General features: G+C 59.7%; 14 protein-coding genes. 2 read left to right on the forward strand and 12 right to left on the reverse strand.

Translation table 11 applies throughout. The features are described from left to right. Window positions 1–6: 6 nt before the first annotated feature. The 4 genes from AC3WS7_RS03175 to AC3WS7_RS03190 all read right to left on the reverse strand — a co-directional run bounded on the left by AC3WS7_RS03175 (window position 7) and on the right by AC3WS7_RS03190 (window position 4,249). Window positions 7–2,232, reverse strand: coding sequence for a TonB-dependent hemoglobin/transferrin/lactoferrin family receptor (locus AC3WS7_RS03175; RefSeq protein ID WP_492655343.1), 2,226 nt, complete (start codon window positions 2,230–2,232; stop codon window positions 7–9). A gap of 154 nt (window positions 2,233–2,386) precedes the next feature. Further along, the gene (locus tag AC3WS7_RS03180; RefSeq protein WP_492655344.1) at window positions 2,387–3,631 is read right to left on the reverse strand and encodes a DUF2325 domain-containing protein; all 1,245 of its coding nucleotides are present in this window, start codon (window positions 3,629–3,631) and stop codon (window positions 2,387–2,389) included. An 85-nt stretch (window positions 3,632–3,716) separates the two neighbouring features. Continuing rightward, window positions 3,717–3,938 (reverse strand): hypothetical protein, encoded by a 222-nt coding sequence (locus AC3WS7_RS03185; RefSeq protein WP_492655345.1) that lies wholly within the window; start codon window positions 3,936–3,938, stop codon window positions 3,717–3,719. Next, entirely contained in the window at window positions 3,935–4,249 is a 315-nt protein-coding gene (locus AC3WS7_RS03190) for a hypothetical protein (RefSeq protein WP_492655346.1), read from the reverse strand. Before AC3WS7_RS03190 ends, AC3WS7_RS03185 begins: the two co-directional genes overlap by 4 nt. Before the next feature lie 175 nt (window positions 4,250–4,424). Here AC3WS7_RS03190 and bfr point away from each other — a divergent pair, with 175 nt between their 5' ends. After that, window positions 4,425–4,901 carry a bacterioferritin gene (gene bfr / locus AC3WS7_RS03195; RefSeq protein WP_492655347.1) on the forward strand — a complete coding sequence of 159 codons (477 nt, stop codon included), beginning with the start codon at window positions 4,425–4,427 and terminating at the stop codon, window positions 4,899–4,901. An 11-nt stretch (window positions 4,902–4,912) separates the two neighbouring features. Here the strand turns inward: bfr and AC3WS7_RS03200 are convergent, their stop codons facing one another. From AC3WS7_RS03200 to AC3WS7_RS03220, 5 genes are read right to left on the reverse strand one after another with little or no spacing between them, the layout of a single operon-like run. Beyond that, window positions 4,913–5,230, reverse strand: a complete 318-nt coding sequence (locus AC3WS7_RS03200; protein ID WP_492655348.1) for a DUF2218 domain-containing protein — start codon at window positions 5,228–5,230, stop codon at window positions 4,913–4,915. Between the two features lie 28 nt (window positions 5,231–5,258). Beyond that, window positions 5,259–6,041: an ABC transporter ATP-binding protein gene (locus AC3WS7_RS03205; protein WP_492655349.1), complete on the reverse strand. Its 783-nt coding sequence runs from the start codon at window positions 6,039–6,041 to the stop codon at window positions 5,259–5,261. Continuing rightward, window positions 6,038–7,087, reverse strand: a complete 1,050-nt coding sequence (locus tag AC3WS7_RS03210; RefSeq protein WP_492655350.1) for a FecCD family ABC transporter permease — start codon at window positions 7,085–7,087, stop codon at window positions 6,038–6,040. Before AC3WS7_RS03210 ends, AC3WS7_RS03205 begins: the two co-directional genes overlap by 4 nt. Further along, window positions 7,084–8,247 carry an ABC transporter substrate-binding protein gene (locus AC3WS7_RS03215; protein ID WP_492655351.1) on the reverse strand — a complete coding sequence of 388 codons (1,164 nt, stop codon included), beginning with the start codon at window positions 8,245–8,247 and terminating at the stop codon, window positions 7,084–7,086. The genes AC3WS7_RS03210 and AC3WS7_RS03215 overlap by 4 nt, the downstream gene beginning before the upstream one ends. Then, window positions 8,247–10,484 (reverse strand): TonB-dependent siderophore receptor, encoded by a 2,238-nt coding sequence (locus AC3WS7_RS03220; protein WP_492655352.1) that lies wholly within the window; start codon window positions 10,482–10,484, stop codon window positions 8,247–8,249. The genes AC3WS7_RS03215 and AC3WS7_RS03220 overlap by 1 nt, the downstream gene beginning before the upstream one ends. Window positions 10,485–10,598: 114 nt before the next feature. Here AC3WS7_RS03220 and AC3WS7_RS03225 point away from each other — a divergent pair, with 114 nt between their 5' ends. Then, window positions 10,599–11,594 carry a helix-turn-helix transcriptional regulator gene (locus AC3WS7_RS03225; RefSeq protein ID WP_492655353.1) on the forward strand — a complete coding sequence of 332 codons (996 nt, stop codon included), beginning with the start codon at window positions 10,599–10,601 and terminating at the stop codon, window positions 11,592–11,594. Here the strand turns inward: AC3WS7_RS03225 and AC3WS7_RS03230 are convergent. The 3 genes from AC3WS7_RS03230 to AC3WS7_RS03240 are packed head-to-tail and all read right to left on the reverse strand — an operon-like array spanning window position 11,535 to window position 16,956. Next, window positions 11,535–12,281, reverse strand: a complete 747-nt coding sequence (locus AC3WS7_RS03230) for a 4'-phosphopantetheinyl transferase family protein (protein WP_492655354.1) — start codon at window positions 12,279–12,281, stop codon at window positions 11,535–11,537. The genes AC3WS7_RS03225 and AC3WS7_RS03230 overlap by 60 nt on opposite strands. Before the next feature lie 3 nt (window positions 12,282–12,284). Further along, entirely contained in the window at window positions 12,285–13,046 is a 762-nt protein-coding gene (locus tag AC3WS7_RS03235; RefSeq protein WP_492655355.1) for a 2,3-dihydro-2,3-dihydroxybenzoate dehydrogenase, read from the reverse strand. Window positions 13,047–13,059: 13 nt separating this feature from the next. Further along, window positions 13,060–16,956 carry an amino acid adenylation domain-containing protein gene (locus AC3WS7_RS03240; RefSeq protein ID WP_492655356.1) on the reverse strand — a complete coding sequence of 1,299 codons (3,897 nt, stop codon included), beginning with the start codon at window positions 16,954–16,956 and terminating at the stop codon, window positions 13,060–13,062. Window position 16,957 lies beyond the last annotated feature (1 nt).

Here is a 16,957-nt window from a genome sequence, read left to right on the forward strand (position 1 = left end):
TCACCGTTAGAAACTGTGGGTCAGGCTCACTTTGAAGTTGCGGCCGGGCTGGGTGTAAGCATCCACAATGGTGCTGGTAGCGGCCAGGTCACGCACATCCGCCCATTCCACATACTTTTTATCGAACAGGTTGTTGATGCCGGCAGTCAAGCGGGTTGACTTGCTGAAGTTGTGCCAAGCTGAAACGTCAGTCACGCTGTAACCGCCTGGCGTAACCTTGGTGGTATCGGGGTTGCGCAGCTTGCGCTCCACCGCAGTGATCTGTGTGGCCAAGCCCCAGTGCGCGCCATGGGCATAACTCAAACCCACAATCAACTTGTCCGGATCAATGGTGGCCAAAGGCGTGCTCACACCATTGCTCTCTGAATCACCTTCGGCGTGGGCATAGGCCGCCGACACGTTCCAGTTCTTCGTCAGCGCCCAGTTGGCACGTGCCTCAAAGCCGCTGATGGTGACCTTGCTCAAGTTGATGGACTGGTACACATCCGGCGTGGGCGCCGCGTTATCCGTCACCTTGACATTGCTGGCAATAAAGTCTTTGTACTTGCCGTGAAAAACGGAAACGCTGTAAGAATTTTTGGTGTCGGCAATATGGCCACGCAACCCCAACTCCACGGAGTCACTCGTCTCTGATTTCAAGTTCGGATTGCCAATTGATGTGTAAGGATCTGCGGCCGTCAAGTTGGTGACACCACCATTCACCTGGCTCGCCTTGGGAGCCCGGAAGCCATGCGCGTAGTTCGCAAACAACTGGGCCATGGGCGCCAGCTTCCACACAGCACCCAAACGCGGAGAAAGTGCAGAGTCACTCAACTCCGATGGGGTTGCCGAGTTGTTGACCCGGTACAGGGCATCGGGCTTGGGAGTGAGCTTGAAGCTGTCGTATCGCAAACCAGGCGTCACACTCACAGAACCCAAGTTGATTTCATCCTGGATGAATGCCCCCAACACACGGTAGTCCGTATCCGGGAAGCTCTTGTTGGGCACAAAGGCGGTGCCGGAGCTGTTGTATCCCTCTTTCAACGAAGTGACATCGGTGACGGATGTATCCAGGCCATAAACCCATCGGTGCTTGATGCGATCACCAAGGTTGGTTTCCATTTGCAGATTTGCCCCCAGCGTGCTTTCCCCGTAGCTGGTGTCCCGCGTGCGCACCAGCGGGGCTGTCGAACGCGCCTCATAGCCGTACTGCAGGTTTTTGGATTGCTGTGCGTACACCCCAACGCTCAACACATCAAACCACGCGCCACTGGGCGCATAACGGTAATCCAGCTTGACCAGGTCGCGGGAAATGTCTTCGCGCACATCCACGTCTGTCAACGTGGCCACGGTGAAAGGATCACCGAAGAAACTCTTGATGTCCGTGTTGTTCTGTCGCCGAATGGTTTCTGCGCTCAGCTTGACCTGGTGTGCAGCACTGGGCGACAAGACCAGTTTTGCCAATACATAGTCCGCCTGGTTGTTGACCGGGTTAGGCGTGGTACGGCTGGTGTTGGCGGCATCGTTGGTGCCCATGTTGTCGGTTTCGTGGCTGCGCCGCATGCTCGCCAACACCATGCCTTTAACGCCATCACCCGCAAACGCAAAACTGGGCGCAAGCTGGAACGAGTTGTCCACCGATGCATAGGCGGATTTCAGGGTGAATTGCTGGGGCTTACCCAAGGTGAGCAAGTCCTCCGGTTCCTTGGTGACAAAACTGACCGCTCCAGCCAATCCATCCGAACCGAACTGGCTGCTGGAGCCCCCACGCAGTATTTCAACCCGCTTGTACCCTTCCGGGTCGATCGTGTCACCACGGCCTGCCGCATAAGGGCCGCTGGCGTAGGTGGAGGGCAAGCTCACGCCATCCACCTGCAAGCGAACCTGATCACCCTCGAGGCCACGGATATTCACGCCCTCATTTCCACCACGTCCGGTGGCATAAAACACACCCGAAGAACGGTTGGGCTGGGAGCGCACCGACACACCCACTTCGTTCGCCAGCAGTTCCTCCAGATCGGTGGGGTTTTCCAGCGCAATGTCTTCGGCCGTAATCACGGTGAGAGTGGCAGGCACATCCTCCAACTCCTGCTCGACACGGCTGGCACTGACGACCACTTCCTTCAGCGTCGCCACCGGGCGCTCTGTGACTGGCGCCTCTTGGGCCCACACGCCACTGCCGCCAAACGCCAAGCCCAAACACAAGGACAACCGGGTCAGCGAAAACTGCCCGGACACACGGATACCTGCCATACACCACCTATTGGAAAAACGGTTGTTTCACATTGGCTGGCTGGGCATGCCAAGGGCGCCTGGATAGACGCCCTTGATTGGCTTGGCTTGCTACTCTAAGTAACTTATTCTACTTGAGAAGTATTCGCATTTACATTGTTGCCGACACTTTATTTCACCGCGGCAGCTCAGGCGCCAACACATCGGCTACCGGCCTGGGCAAGGTGATCTGAGCCAGGCCGCGCTCCAGCGACGACGCACTGGGGTTCTCCACGAACACGCAGCGTTTGCCCGTGCGTTTGCAAAAATCTTTGACGCGCCAATAGGCGTTGTGGCTGATGCAGCCGGTCTGGCATATCACCAAATCCGCAGCGGCCAAGTTCGCGTCCAGCACCGAGGCGTTGTCCTCCACGCCACCATCATGGTGAGCAAACTTGCCGCCCACGCGCTCCACCACGTCACGGTAGTTGGCAATGTTGCCGCTGCGTCCGCCCACGCACAACACCACCTTCTGGTGCAGCTGCACCACCACCGCCTGCACATCCGGCACGGCAGGCGACTCAGCCACCGAACGCTCCACGCCTGATCGCTCTGCAACTGCGCGCTCTGCCACAGCCAGCCGGCGGCGCAGGTCCGCGTTGCTCGCCTCCAGCTCCTGCTGGCGCTGGGCCATCTGGTCCACGCGCTTTTGCAGGCGCTGCTTGTCCTCCAGTTGCGGGATGGAGGCCTGCAGCGTTTCCAGGTCTTGTGCCATGAAGGCGATACGGCTGTCTTTGGCAATCGCGTCGGCGCGCGCCTGCAGCAGCTCGGCATGCAGGCGCTCCATATCCGCTGTCTTCTGCGCCATCACCCGGGTGATGCGTTCTTGCACCTTGCCCAGCTCGCGCCCAAGCACCGCATTCTCTTCGGCCAGTGCATTGAAGCGAGCGATCTCCAGACGCACCCCGGCACCTGCCTGATGCTGAAACATGTGCAAGTCTTTGCACATGGCTTCCTGCAGCGGCACATCACAACGCGGATGGCTCAGCGCCGCCCAAAAGGCGCCCGCCACATCACCGGCTTTCAGGTACTTGATCCACAGCTCCGCCACCGCCAGGGCGCTTTTGGCCCCTTTGAAGATTTGTATTTCGCGGGCATACCGCGCGTCCAGTTCGGCCTGCATCAACTCTGACAGCTTGCATCGGCGCGCGCACTCCGACACGGCGCCAGCGTGCACCTCGTAGTCATTGGCCACGGCACTGCCGCCCAGCGCCTTGTTCACCAAACGGCGCAGCGTGTCCATGGGCAAACTCACCCCCACCAGTGGGCAATGGCAATGGTGGTCCAGGTCCCACAGGCGCCGACGGCGCGAGCCGGATGCCGGGGGTGCCACGTGGTCGTGGTGGCAATGGATCTCAGGGCTAGGCAGATTCTTCAGCATGGGCGGGCCTCCAAATGCTATGTTTTTAATAGCTGCTTGCGCAGCATCTGTAAGGGCTAGTGGCACTTTTGGCTCTATTTTTTGCTTATACGGCAGGGGTTTCCAGACCTGCGGCCTCGGTCTGCTGCAGCGCCAGGCGGGTGCGCCAGGCCAAGACCGGGCGCTTGGCGCCCTGGCGTTGGGGCTTGCCGTCGTGGGCCGTTGGCTCGGGCGCACAACACGCGCACATCGCGCGGTAGGCGCTGCGTTTGCCATGGCGGGCCGCCGAGCTATGACCCTCCAACAAAGCTTGCACTGCAGAGCTCATTGCACAACCTCCGGGCTGCTGTGCCACAAGCTACGCTCGGTGGCAGGCAGTTGCGCCAGTGCGGCGCCCTGCCCCTGGCTCTGCCAGCGTTGACGCAGGGCCCACAGCAAGGTCTTGAAGCCGGGCGAGAGCAAGGGGTCTTCGGCCAGCGCAGTCAGGTTGGCGACGATCTTGCCCACCATGGCCTCGCGGTGCGCACCGCAGCAGGCCTGCACGTGGCCCGTCATCAGCGCCATCGTGCCGGCCAACAGGGCTTCGGCACAAGGCAGGGTGTACTCCTCGTTGGGGTGGGCTTGCGGGATGCTTTGCATGGTCTCTCCTGGGCTGATCAGTGCGTCTGATTCATTGCGAATAAATTTAGTATATGCGAATCGTTCTCATTTGCAATATTTTTATGGTTTCTATTTGGGGGTTATTCACTGCGGGAGAATTCGTTGGGATCCTGGCACTTGGGGATAATTACCCCTTCACTACAAGGAGCCCCCCATGAAAGGCGACGCACAAGTCATTGGCCATCTGCAGGCCCAACTCAAAAATGAGCTGACCGCCATCAACCAGTACTTCCTGCACTACCGCATGTACAAGCACTGGGGACTGGAGAAGCTCGCCAAGAAGGAATACTCCGAGTCGATTGGCGAAATGAAACACGCCGACATGCTGATGGACCGCATCTTCATGCTCGACGGTCTGCCCAACCTGCAGGACTTGGCCAAAATCCTGGTCGGCGAAAACGTGCCTGAGGCACTGGAATGCGACCTGAAGGCCGAAGTCGGCGCCCAGGCCACTGTCAAGGCCGGCATCGCCCACTGCGAATCGGTGCGCGACTATGTGTCACGCGACCTGCTACAAAAAATTCTGGATGACACCGAAGAACACATCGACTTTCTGGAAACCCAGATCGAATTGATTGGCAAAGTGGGCTTGCAAAACTACCTGCAGAGCCAGATGGGCGAGCTGCCCTAAAACTGCTACGGTCAGGCCTCCACATCGCTGGGGCCTGACTCCCCACGCGGGGCATCCCAGACAACCTGTAATGGCGTTCTGCGGGAAAACAGGACCACGTGAGAGTCGATCACGTTGCAAACTTGGGTCATCTTGTTGGCATCCTCCGCCTCACAGGCAAAGCGAATGCCATCCTCCATCGCCGTCAAAGTACATCGACCCCAAGGGAAAAGCGCCACGCCCTGAACCTCGTCGTACTGCACTTCGATTTTTTTGGAAAAGTGATAGCACAGTCGTGTCATGTAGCGGCTGGGCTCAGCACTGTTCATATAGCCTTGCAGAAATAGCATGCGTTTCTCTTTGTCAGAAAAAGTTGAATCAATCGGTGAATGGTGCGGCCATATCCGCCAGCACCACCGGCATGCCACGGGAGCAGCGCTCCACCCGAGCCTCCACGCCGTATGCCTGGTGCAACAACGCAGGTGTCAGCACGTGCGCTGGAGGGCCACTGGCCAGCAATTGGCCATCTGCCATGAGCAGCATGACGTCAGAAAACCGGGCCGCCAGATTGAGGTCATGCACGGCCATCACACACAGCGTTTGATGGGCAGCCACATGCGTGCGCAAGACCTGAAAAAGTTGCAGCTGCCAGCGCACATCCAGTGCACTGGTAGGTTCGTCCAACAGCAATAGCCGTGGACTACGCGCCAACAGCTGGGCCAACCCGGCCATTTGCCTTTGCCCACCGGACAGTGTGGACAGTGCCCGCAGTGCCAGCGACTCCAAGCCCATCGCCTGCAACACCTCAGGAATGCGCGCATGCACCTGTGCCGACGACCAGTGCGAACAGGCAATGCGCAGTGTGCTGAGCACAGACTCATACACGGTGAGTGATGTGGCCTGGGGCAAGCTCTGCGGCATGTAGGCCACACGGCGCGCCCTCTGCGCCAGGCTCAGGTCAGCCAAGTTTTCACCATCCAGCCAGACTTCACCGGTCATGCCGCACAAACCCGCAATAGCGCGCAAAGTACTGGACTTTCCTGCACCATTGGCCCCCACGAGGGCCACCACCTGTCCCGCCCCGGGAAGCGCCAGGTCCAGCCCCTGCACCACAGGCACGCCTGCATAGGCTACCCCCATGTGTTTGAGTTGCAGCGTCATACCTGCAATCCACCTTTGGCGCGCAGAACGAGCACCAAAAACACGGGGACACCGACCAGTGCCGTCACGATGCCAATCGGCAGAACTACGCCCGGCACCAGGGTCTTGCTCAAGATGGAAGCACCTGCCAGCATGACCGCCCCGGCCAAGGCACTGGCGGGCAGGTAAAACCGATGGTCTTCCCCCAGCAAGATGCGCGCGATATGAGGCCCCACCAGCCCGACAAAGGCAATCGTGCCCACAAACGCCAGCGCCGTTGCACTCAACACACAGACGCGCAACAGACTCAGCAAGCGCAGACGTTCAACAGCCACGCCACTGCTGCGCGCATGGTCCTCCCCAGCGCGCAAGGCGGTTAGTTGCCAGGCTTGGCTCTGAGTCCACACGCCACACACCAGCAGCACAAGTCCTAGGGTCGCAATTTTGGGCCAGGTGCTTCGTCCCAAACTGCCCATGTTCCAAAACACAATTTGCTGCAGGGCATTGCTGTCGGCAATGAACTCCAACAGCCACAACACCGCCTCGAAGGTGAACATCAACGCAATCCCGAACAGCACCACCGCCCCGATCGAAGCCCCCCAACGCCAAGTCAGCAAATAAATCAGCCCGGCCGCTGTAGCCGCCCCACCAAACGCACACAGGGGCAATGCCACATGGAGGCCCAAGCCCCAGGCGTCAAACCCGGTGACGATGGCCAATGCGGCCCCGACTGTGGCCGCCGCCGACAGCCCTAGGGTGAATGGACTGGCCAGCGGGTTGTTGAGCACAGTCTGCATTTGTGCCCCCGATAGCCCCAGGGCAGCCCCCACCAGCACGGCCATCACCGCAAACGGCATGCGTACCTCCCACAAGATGACACGCTGACCAAGTTGCAGACTCTGTGCGTCCCACAGGCCTCGCCACAACACCGGGAGTGGCATGCCCGAAGGGCCGGTGGCCAGATCGATGGCAACCAGTACCAGCACCAATACCAGCAACCCAAGCAGGCGACGCAGGCGTTGGCGCACATGTTGGTCATAACGTGCCACGAGACTTGCGCCCTTCATGGCGCAGCCTCCAAAGACACCCAATACACACCATCCAATGGCACTGGCTGAAAGCGCTGATACAACATCTGCAGGGTGGCCTGCGGGTCCAGATCGGCAAACAGTGCCGGGTGCAGCCATTTGGCCATCGTCTGCACCGCCACCACGTTAAATGGCGAGGTGTAGAAGTGGTGCCAGATACCGTGCACCCGCCCTTGCTTGAACGTGGGCAAATGCGCAATGCCGCGGCGCTGGGTGGCTCGCACCAGCGAATCACGTGCCGTACGCACATCGACGCCTGCCCCTAGAACAATCAGGTTGGGGGTGCGTGCCACGCTGTCACTGGCACCAATGGCCGTGCCGATGTACACCTCAGGCGGATGGCTCAACAGATACTCGAGACTCAGTGTGCCAAATGCACCGGGCACCATGCTGCTGGCGATATTGCGCCCTCCCGCAGCATCCAGCACGTGGCCCAGCATGCCGTTGGCCATGGTGTCGCAACACTCCTCATTCATGCCGACCCGGTTTTCTAGAAACACCGAGGGGGGACGCGGTTTGGCCCGGGCCAGACGCTGGGTGACACGGGTCATTTGAGTTTGGTAAACGCCCATGAATTCAGCCGCTTCGACACGCCGTCCCAGCACCTTGCCCAGCACCTCCACGCTGGGTAAAGTGTTGCGCAACGGCTCCAAGCGAATGTCGATAAACACCACCGCCACGCCTGCCGCATTCAGGCGCGCCAAGGTTTCCCGATCCTTGGGCGAGGGACCATGTCCCCCCAGACCAAAAATGGCCAAATCAGGTTTCAGGGCAATTGCCTTTTCCACGCTGAAACTGTCGCCCGTGGTGCGGCCCGTGCGGGGAATCTGCCCGATCGCAGGAAAGCGCTTCGCATACTGCGCATAACCCGCCGGGTCCAGCTTTTCAAAGTCCGCCGACATGCCCACCAAACGGCGCAGCGGGTCGCCACGCTCCAGCACCGACAGCAGTGGCACCAATCGCCCCTCTCCCAGCAGAATGCGCTCGACCTTGGCTGGCGCCCGCACACTGCGCCCCGCAAGGTCTGTCACCACCTCTTGTGCGACTGCGCCCTGCCCCCCAGCCTGGCCTAGCCACACAACGGCGGCAAACACTGTGCGCCAAAGCACCCCTTTTCCTTGCAATGTCGTGGTGCTCATCAGAACGAACTCGTCAATGACACATACACGGTGCGGCCTGACTCGTTGTAGGTGGCGGCCCCAGCCCCACCTGTCGTGCCATACACCGGGGTGCTGGTCACCGACACCGCATTGCCCTGGCGGAATTGGCGTTTATCGAACAAGTTGTTGATACCCGCGCTCATTTTCCAACCCTTGTTGATCTCGTAATTACCACTGAAGCTGGCAATGGCATATGGCGATACGGAGTTAGCAGAGGTACCGGTGACCAGTGCCCCTTTGTAGTCGTACTTCATCGGCTTTTGCTCACCATAAAACGTGGCAGTAAACATCAGCCCCAGCTTGCCACTGACACGCCAATCGAGCGCCGAGTTGACCGTGTACTCCGGGATCACGGACAGGTAGTCGCCCGTGTCCTTGTTCTTGGACTCGATCATGTAAGTGAAGTTGTTGATCCAGTCCAATGACTTGGTCACCGGCACGCGGACATTGCCTTCCAGCCCCTGCACTACGGCTGCAGCAACGTTGGTCCATTGATAGATGCTGCGGTTGCCGGTAGCCGATATGCCAATGGGTGTGCTTCCAGCCTGGATCTTGTCGCGGTAATCGTTGTGGAACCACGTAATCCCGGCGGAAAGCCCCCCGTCCTTGTATTCGATACCCAGCTCTTTATTGACACTGGTTTCAGCCTTCAGATTTTCATTGCCCAGCAAAAAGCACCCAGTGGTTCCGTTACCTACCGTCTGGCAACCATTGCCAGAGCTGTAGAGCAGATAGTTAGGATTGTTCTGGAACAGGTTGGGCGCTTTGTAGGCACGCGCTACACCAGCCTTCACCGTCAGATTGCTGCCCAACATCTGGATCAGGTTCAGCGAGGGGCTCCAATTGGCACCAGACTGTGTGTGGTTGTCAAAGCGAATGCCGGGTGTCAAGAGAGTGTTGGCGGCCACCTCAATGTTGTCCTCAGCAAACACAGAAACAATATTGGCAGATGAGTCTGCACCACGCCCCGAGTTGCTGACACCGGGAATGTTCCCGAACGTATTGACCTGCGAGTTGGAGCTGGGGTCCTGCAACTTCTGTCCGGTCCACTCCACACCGGTAGTCAGCATTTGGTTCCAGGTGCCACGGATAGGCAGGTTCACCTCGGAATGGGCCGTCATATCCTGCAGCAGACTTGTCAGATAGGTTGGTGTTCCTGTGAGGAATATGCCTTCCGTACCACCTACCAGCCCTTCTTGAACCCGCGCATTTTCCGTTTCGGAGTACTGCAAATAGCTGCTGGTTCGGCCGAAATCGAATTTGCCTTTGTGCGTCAGCGCGTAGGCACGCTTCGTGAGAATATTGGTTTCCTTGCCGCGCAAGGCATCCACAGCGGTGTTGGTATTGACGTTTTGCGTATCCCCCGTGTAGATGTTTCCCTGGCGCCCGTAGTTGACATCAAGATCCAGGGTTTGATCTGGCAGAAAATTCCAGCTCAACTGCGCACTCAGGTCCTGGTTACGCACCCCTTCACGACCTGCCGGCAACACAGTTCCATACCCTGGCGCTTGCTTGCCAGCATTGATGTATTTGCCATCAGCCCCCGTTTCATTGGTATTGCCCGTAAGCCGGTAGGAGAAGTTTTCAGCCAGAGGGCCACTCAAGCTGAAGTTCAAGCGCTGCGTCGCACCTTCATCGGAGTGCTCCGGAGCGTTCGCGTACAAGCTGACCTGTCCATGCGTTTCTTTGGCGGCCTTTTTGGTAACGATGTTGACCACACCACCCGCCGCACCGTTGCCATAACGTGCCGCTGCCGGGCCGCGAATAACCTCAATGCTCTCCACCAACTCTGGCGCCACCCAGTTGCTGTCACCACGGCTGTCACGCTCACCACGCCAGCCATAGCGAACCGCATTCCGGCTGCTCGCGGGCTTGCCGTCAATCAGGATCAGCGTGTTTTCCGGCCCCATGCCGCGCAGATCAATCTGGCGGTTGTTGCCGCGCTGACCACTGGTGGAGTTACCGGTCAGGTTCACGCCCGGCATGGTTCGAATGATTTCAGACAAATCATTGATTGGTGGGCGCTTCTCAATATCCTGCACTGTGATGATGGAGACCCCGGACGCCTGCTTTAGGGCGTCTTCAGCCGTATCCAGAACTACCACTTCAGCCAAAGTCTTCACGGGCTCCTGGGCTGCTGCCGGAAACGCTGCATACGCCAACCCCAGCGCCATCACCAACGGCTTTACCCGTATGCCCACCACACTAGCCTGCATGTCTTTTCCTTAAAAGGGCTTTCGGAGCCCAAAGTTATTGCGAATCGTTATCATTTAGAATAGCCAATAGTATGGCAATAGACACCCCGTTTTTTGTTTGCCGGAGCAAGAAAGATGTTTGTGCACAACCCTTCCCCATCACCGCAGCAACCTTTGGCCGCACCTCAGCCCATTCATGCCAGCGCTTTGCGTATGCAAATGGGCCAAGACCACCAGCTGTTGACCCCCGGCATTCGGAGTGCCTCGCCTCTCATGCAAGGCAGTTTTTCCATCATCCCGCTGCGCGAAGGCTTGTCGTTGCACTGCACGGACCTGCTGCAGTTGCAGGACATGACAACGCAGTTTGAAATACGCAGTGAAGGCGTCAAAGTGCTGCTAAAACTGGAGGGGGATGCAGAAGTATTCATGGATGCACACAGCCTACCCCTGGGCGCTGGTGAAGGCAGAAAGGCGAGGCCACAGGGTGCGGTGGTGGCGTTGAATGCGCCAGCTACATTTCGGCGCCACTCGTGGGCCGGCTCACGGCAGCGCATGGTGGTCCTCACATTGACGCCCGCATGGTTCGATGCCGCAGATTTGCCCTGCGATTTCATCGGTGAACACCTCGCCATGCATAGCTGGACGCCCACCCCGCGCGCCATCTCCGTCGCAGAACTGCTCATACGCCCTGAAGGTTTGAACAACGTGATGCAGAAACTGCATCAGGAGAGTCGGGCGCTGGAATTGGTAGCCGAAGCACTGACACAAACTCTGACAACCGACGCCCCGGGCAAGCACGCGCTGCCAGGCAGTGCCCTGCGCCGTATAGACCGGTTAAAGCGATTTCTGGACAGCGGAGAGGCAGACCAATTAGACATGCGCTCCATCGCCCAAGCCATTGGTTGCAATGCCAACACCCTGCAGCAGCATTTTCGCGAAGTGTGTGGCCAAACCATTTTTGACTACCTGCGTCAGCAACGCCTGCAACGCGCGGCCATGGCGCTCCGTCATGACGGCGTCAGCGTTGCGCGTGCAGCCGAGATCGCCGGCTACAGCAGCCAGGCAAATTTTTCAACTGCATTCCGTCGCCATTTCGGCCTGATGCCCAAGCACTGCCGCAACCGGCTCTAGTACGGCCAGTGCGGCCGCAAAGCCTGCCGGAGCTTGCAATTGCCAAGCCTGCACGGGCGGATTCCCCATGGGCAGTGCCACGGAGTACCCATGCTCCGTATCCGGAACGACGGACACCGACGACAGATGCTGGGAAATGCCCACCCCCAGTCCTTTCAATACCGCCTCTTTGCCGCACCAGATGCGAAAGAACGCTTCAGCGCCCTCGCCCTCCCGGCAATAGCGTTGCACAACGTCGGTGAGCCCCGTCTCCAGAGGCCAGATCTGATCTACCGAGGTGATGGCCTCAATATCCACCCCCACAGAACCCAGGGACGACAAGGCAATCACCGCAAACTTGCCAGCGTGGGACACATTGAAATGCAACCCCTGCCTCTCCAACAAGTGAGGCGCGAGGCCCGGCTTTCCAAACGCATTGAATACCAGCGCGATGTCTTGCAACGGACAATCGAGCCGATGGGCGAGCATGTGCCGCAGCACTGCCCGGGTAGCGGCATAGCGCATCCGGTCTTCCCCCCGCCGATAACGCAAACACCGGGCCTGCTCCTGCTCGGACAACCATGGCAGCAATGCCTTGAGCCCTCCCCGGCCTAGCGCCAACTCCAGCAGCCACACATCGAGCTCCGCCGGCGCCCCGGCAGGCGTCAAGTCGTACATGCCGATCAGAAAAGGGCCTTCAAGAAACATGCGTTACACACCCAAAGTGGCACCACCGTCCACGCATAAATCGTGCAGCGTAATGTGGCGCGCGTCATCACTGAGCAAAAAGAGTACGGAAGCCGCAATGTCGTCCGGGCTGGCGATACGTTCCAACGGAATGCCCGTCTTGAAGCTGGGCAAAGAACCCGCAATCACTTTATGTGCATCGGCATCAGATTGCCAAAGCTGCCGTTGCATGGCGGTATCCGTAGAACCCGGCGAGACAATGTTGCAGCGGATGCCTGACCCCGCCAGCTCCAGTCCCAGGCACTTGGTGAAATGGCAAGCTGCCGCTTTGGACGCGGCATAGGCAGCCATCTGCATGCGTGGAACCGCTGCAGCGTTGGACCCGACCGTGACAATGACCCCACGCTTGCGTGGCTGCATGCGCCGCGCCACGGCCCTGGAGAGATAGAACACGCCATGTGTATTCACGGCAAAGGTATTCTCCCAGTCTTCATCACTCACCTCCACCACGTTCGCCATCCGCAGGATGCCTGCCACGTTCACCAGCATGTCGATGGGCCCCATGTCCTTTTCAATGGTCTCGACCACGGTGTTGACCGACCGGCTGGAACGTAAGTCCACGCCATAGGCCTTCACATCCCCGTCTTGCTGGGCGGCCAGATTTTGCAAAGCGTCAATCTGAATATCCAGCGCCGCAACGCGTACACCGCGACGCACCAAAGCACGCACCACTGCAGCGCCAATGCCCTGCGCCGCCCCCGTCACTACAGCCAATTTGTCGTTCATCTCTTCCCTCCTGTTATGCCAATGCAGTAGCTTTGTTCCAGCGCCTAGCCAGCTCCATACCAATGGCCTGCATGGGCCCTGGGTCGCTCATCCCAAAATGGTTGCAATCCAGCCCCACGGTGTCGAGTCGGCCCGCAAGGTGGGGCCTCCACGAGGCGGGCTGTGGCGCTGTTGCCCCCCCTTCCCGTGCATAAAAAAGCAGCAAATCCCCTTCGTAACGGGGGGTGTCACTGCTGCGAAAAAGCTGCATACCGTGCAGTGCCGCCTCCCCCCAGCGCTCCAGCGCACTGCGCCCCAGGGAAGCCAACGGACTACCCGGACGCAACAAACGCTGGTAAATGGATTCCGGCGTCTCTGCCACCAGCTCGCCATTCACACTCAGCAATGCAATCAGCGCGTCATGCAGCGTGGGCGCACGCCATTGCGTAAACGCGCTGACCGGATAGCTGTCCATCAGCGCAACCAGATCCACCGCCTCGCCAAGCTGCGTCAGCTTCACAGCAATACCCTGGGCCAGTGCACCACCCAGCGACCAACCCAGCAAACGGTAAGGTCCGCTTGCTTGCTGTTGGCGTATCAAGGCCACATAGCGGTCGACCATCGCGTCAAAACTGGATGGCAACCCGTCCAGCACCACGGAGGCCTGCAGGCCATAAATCGCGGTGTCCGGCAAATGACGCGCCAGGCCCAAATAGCACCAGGACAAGCCTTCCGCGGGCGGCAGGCAGAACAGCGCGGGGGGCTGCCCTTGCTGGATGGTCAACACCGGGGCAAAGGCCTGGTCCTGACTCGCAGGCGGCGGGCGATGGGCCACCGGTGCCGACAGCGCCTGCGCCAAGGCCTGCACCGTGGCGTGCTTAAAGAGAGCCGACACCGCAATCTCACGCTGGAGCAAACGGCTGAGTTGGCTAGACACCTGGATGGCTTGCAGCGATTTGCCACCCAAATCAAAAAAGTTAGCTTCCACGCTCTCTGGCATGGCCCCCAGCACGTTGCTCCACACCTGCAGAATCTGTTTCTCCAGCACCGTTGCCTGTGCTGGCACGGTCCCCAGCTGCCCATCCATCTGAGCCACAAGCTGCTTGCGATCCAACTTGCCATTCACATTGCGAGGCAGACTATCCAGCACTTGCCAATGACCAGGTATGGCGGCAGCGGGCAGAAGCTCCGCCAGATGGTGGCGCAATGCTTTCGGATCAAGGTCGCCCCCCACCACAAATGCCACCAAAGCCCAACCGGTCTGAGTACGAGGCACAGCAACCACAGCCACCTCCTGCACACCGGTATGCGTGAGCAACGCGTTTTCCACTTCGGCAGGGTCAATGCGCAAGCCACTGATCTTGACCTCGTTGTCCAGACGCCCCAAAAATACCAATTGCCCATCCTGCAAGCAGACACGGTCGCCTGTGCGGTAGGCACGCGGCCGCTGTAGCAGCGCAGGCAGCGTCACGAATCGGCGCGCTGTCAACGCAGCGTCTCCGCGGTACGCCAAAGCCAGTGCATCGCCGCTGAGCAACAACTCACCCGCCACACCCACGGCCACTGGATAGCCGTGTTCATCTGCAACGATGGCATCTACCCCAGGCCGGGGCAAGCCAATGGGCATCGTGTCCTGGCCATTCCAGACTGCTCCTGGTCCGCTCAGGGCTGCAGTGGTGGCAATCACCGATGCTTCCGTAGGACCATAGCTGTTCATCAACACATTGCCAGGGAGCAAGGCACGCCAACGTCGCGCCCTCTCGGGCAATGCGGCCTCACCACCGATGATGGTCAACCGTACCCCCTGCAGCAAGGCGGCCTGCTCGGGGTCCAGCGCATGCGCCAGTACGTGCCAATAGGCGGTGGGCAAGTCCAGGATGCTGATGCGCGCCTGCGCCACAAAAGCCGCGAAAGCTGCTACCGAATCCAGCGCGGCATCGTCGCGCAAAACCAGCGTGGCCCCATGGCACAGCGCCAGAAAGACCTCTTCAATACTGGCATCGAAATGCAGGGGCGCGAACTGCAACACCCGGTCATTGAGATGCACGCCGTACAACTGGCCCGCGCTGGCCACAAAATGCGATAGCGCGCCATGCCCCATAACCACGCCATTGGGTTTGCCGGTTGAGCCCGATGTATAGAGCAGATATGCGGGTTGCGCACTGGAAGCGGCATACGGGTGCTCCATGGCACCACTCCCCATGGCCACATTGGCGTCATTCAGGCTCAGTACGGGCCAGGCACCCGCCTTACCGGCCCAGCAAGCCAGGGTAATGACTTGCTGTGGCGCCGCATCGGCCAACACCATGGTCAGCCGACTTCCCGGCCCCAAGGGATCCAGGGGCACATAGCAGCCGCCGGCCCACAGGGTGGCCAGAATGGCAACAATGGCTTGAGGACCGCGCGGCAACAAAATAACAACGCGGTCCTGCGCCTGTAGCCCGCCCTCTGCAAGACGTGCCGCCAGTTGCTGGACTTGGCGCAGCAACTCTGCATACGTAAGAAACTCACCCCGGGTTTCGATCGCCGCCTTGTCTGGCCGCCTTGCCGCAGCCGCCAGCAGTAACTCCAGCACGGGGGTCACGGGGCGGTCCAATTCAGGGCCGCGCAAAATGGACACCGGTGGCATATCCTGTAATAGGGGGGCAAGAGGCGTGCGCTCGGAGTACGCCGCCAGCGTGCTCAACCACTGCAACAAGTCCTCATGCAGCTCGGCCAGACGTTCGACGCTATAGGCATTGGGGTTGGCTTCGGTGAGCAGACGCCATTCGGCGTTCAGCACCGACACGCTGATGTTCAGGTCTTTGACTGGCCCCGCCGTAATGGGCAGGACCGTGCTGTCCAGCCCTTCAAACGGTGCATGGCGGTCGAACGGCATCAGGTTGACGGCCTGGTTGAACAGGTGCTTCTGGATCTCCAGCAAGCCCAGATCCCCGCGGATCCAGCCGTAGCGGTAATACAGATGCGGGCGCATGCAACGCATGCGGTCCGCGAGCTGCTTGCCCATGCTTTGCATGTCCGCTTCGGGATCCACATGCACGCTCATGGGCACGATGTTCATGGCCATGCAGGGCACGCCCAGTGCAGGGGTTCCCAGCCGGTTCATGACGGGCAGGCCAAAGGTCAGCTGGCGCTGCCCCGAGTGTTTGGCCAGCCACAGGCCGATGGCCGCCAACATCCAGCTGCCCCAGTCCTGTCCGCAGCGCTGGGCAGCTTGCTGCAACTGGTCGATGGACGCCTGGCTCAGGCGCGTGCTGTTGCGCGCGATGTCATCCGAGAACTCCTGCGCCGCATCCACGACTGCGGGCAAGGGCGCGCGGTGCAGGTGTTGGCCCCAAAAGTCCTTGTCTTTCTGAAACTTGCCATTGGCTTTGTAGGTCTGCTCGGCCTGCACCACCTTGTCCAGCGTCCAGTCTGGCAGCGCGGGCAAGGACTCGTTCCGCACACGCAGGCTGTAGCGTGTGGCTACTGCCTGGCACACCAGGCTGTAGCCGTAACCGTCCAGCGCTATGTGGTGCACCTGCAAGTACCACCAATACCTATCGTCGGCCAGTTGCAAGACCACAGTGCGGTACAGCGAATCCCGCGTTGGATCGCACAGCACCGAAAGCGATTGCTGAATCCATTGCCGCGCACCAGCCTCCGGATTTATCTCCTTGCGAAAGTCATGCAGGGGAAGCGACGTATCGGACACGGGCTGCGGCCATTGCCACAGACCTTCCTCGGTCATCTGAAAGCGCATATGCAGGGTTTGGCAGTTGTTCAGCACCTCCGCCACGCTATCGCACAGGGCCTGCAAGTCCAAAGCACCACGCAGTTCGATTACCTCGGCGGTCAGATAGCACGGGCTCTCGGGCACCATTTGTTGGCCCATCCAGATACCGTATTGGGCCGAAGTAGTGGCCATGCGCTGGGAAGCTGTACTGCGCATG

Source organism: Rhodoferax sp. EU05-FHT12H12, from assembly GCF_058791215.1.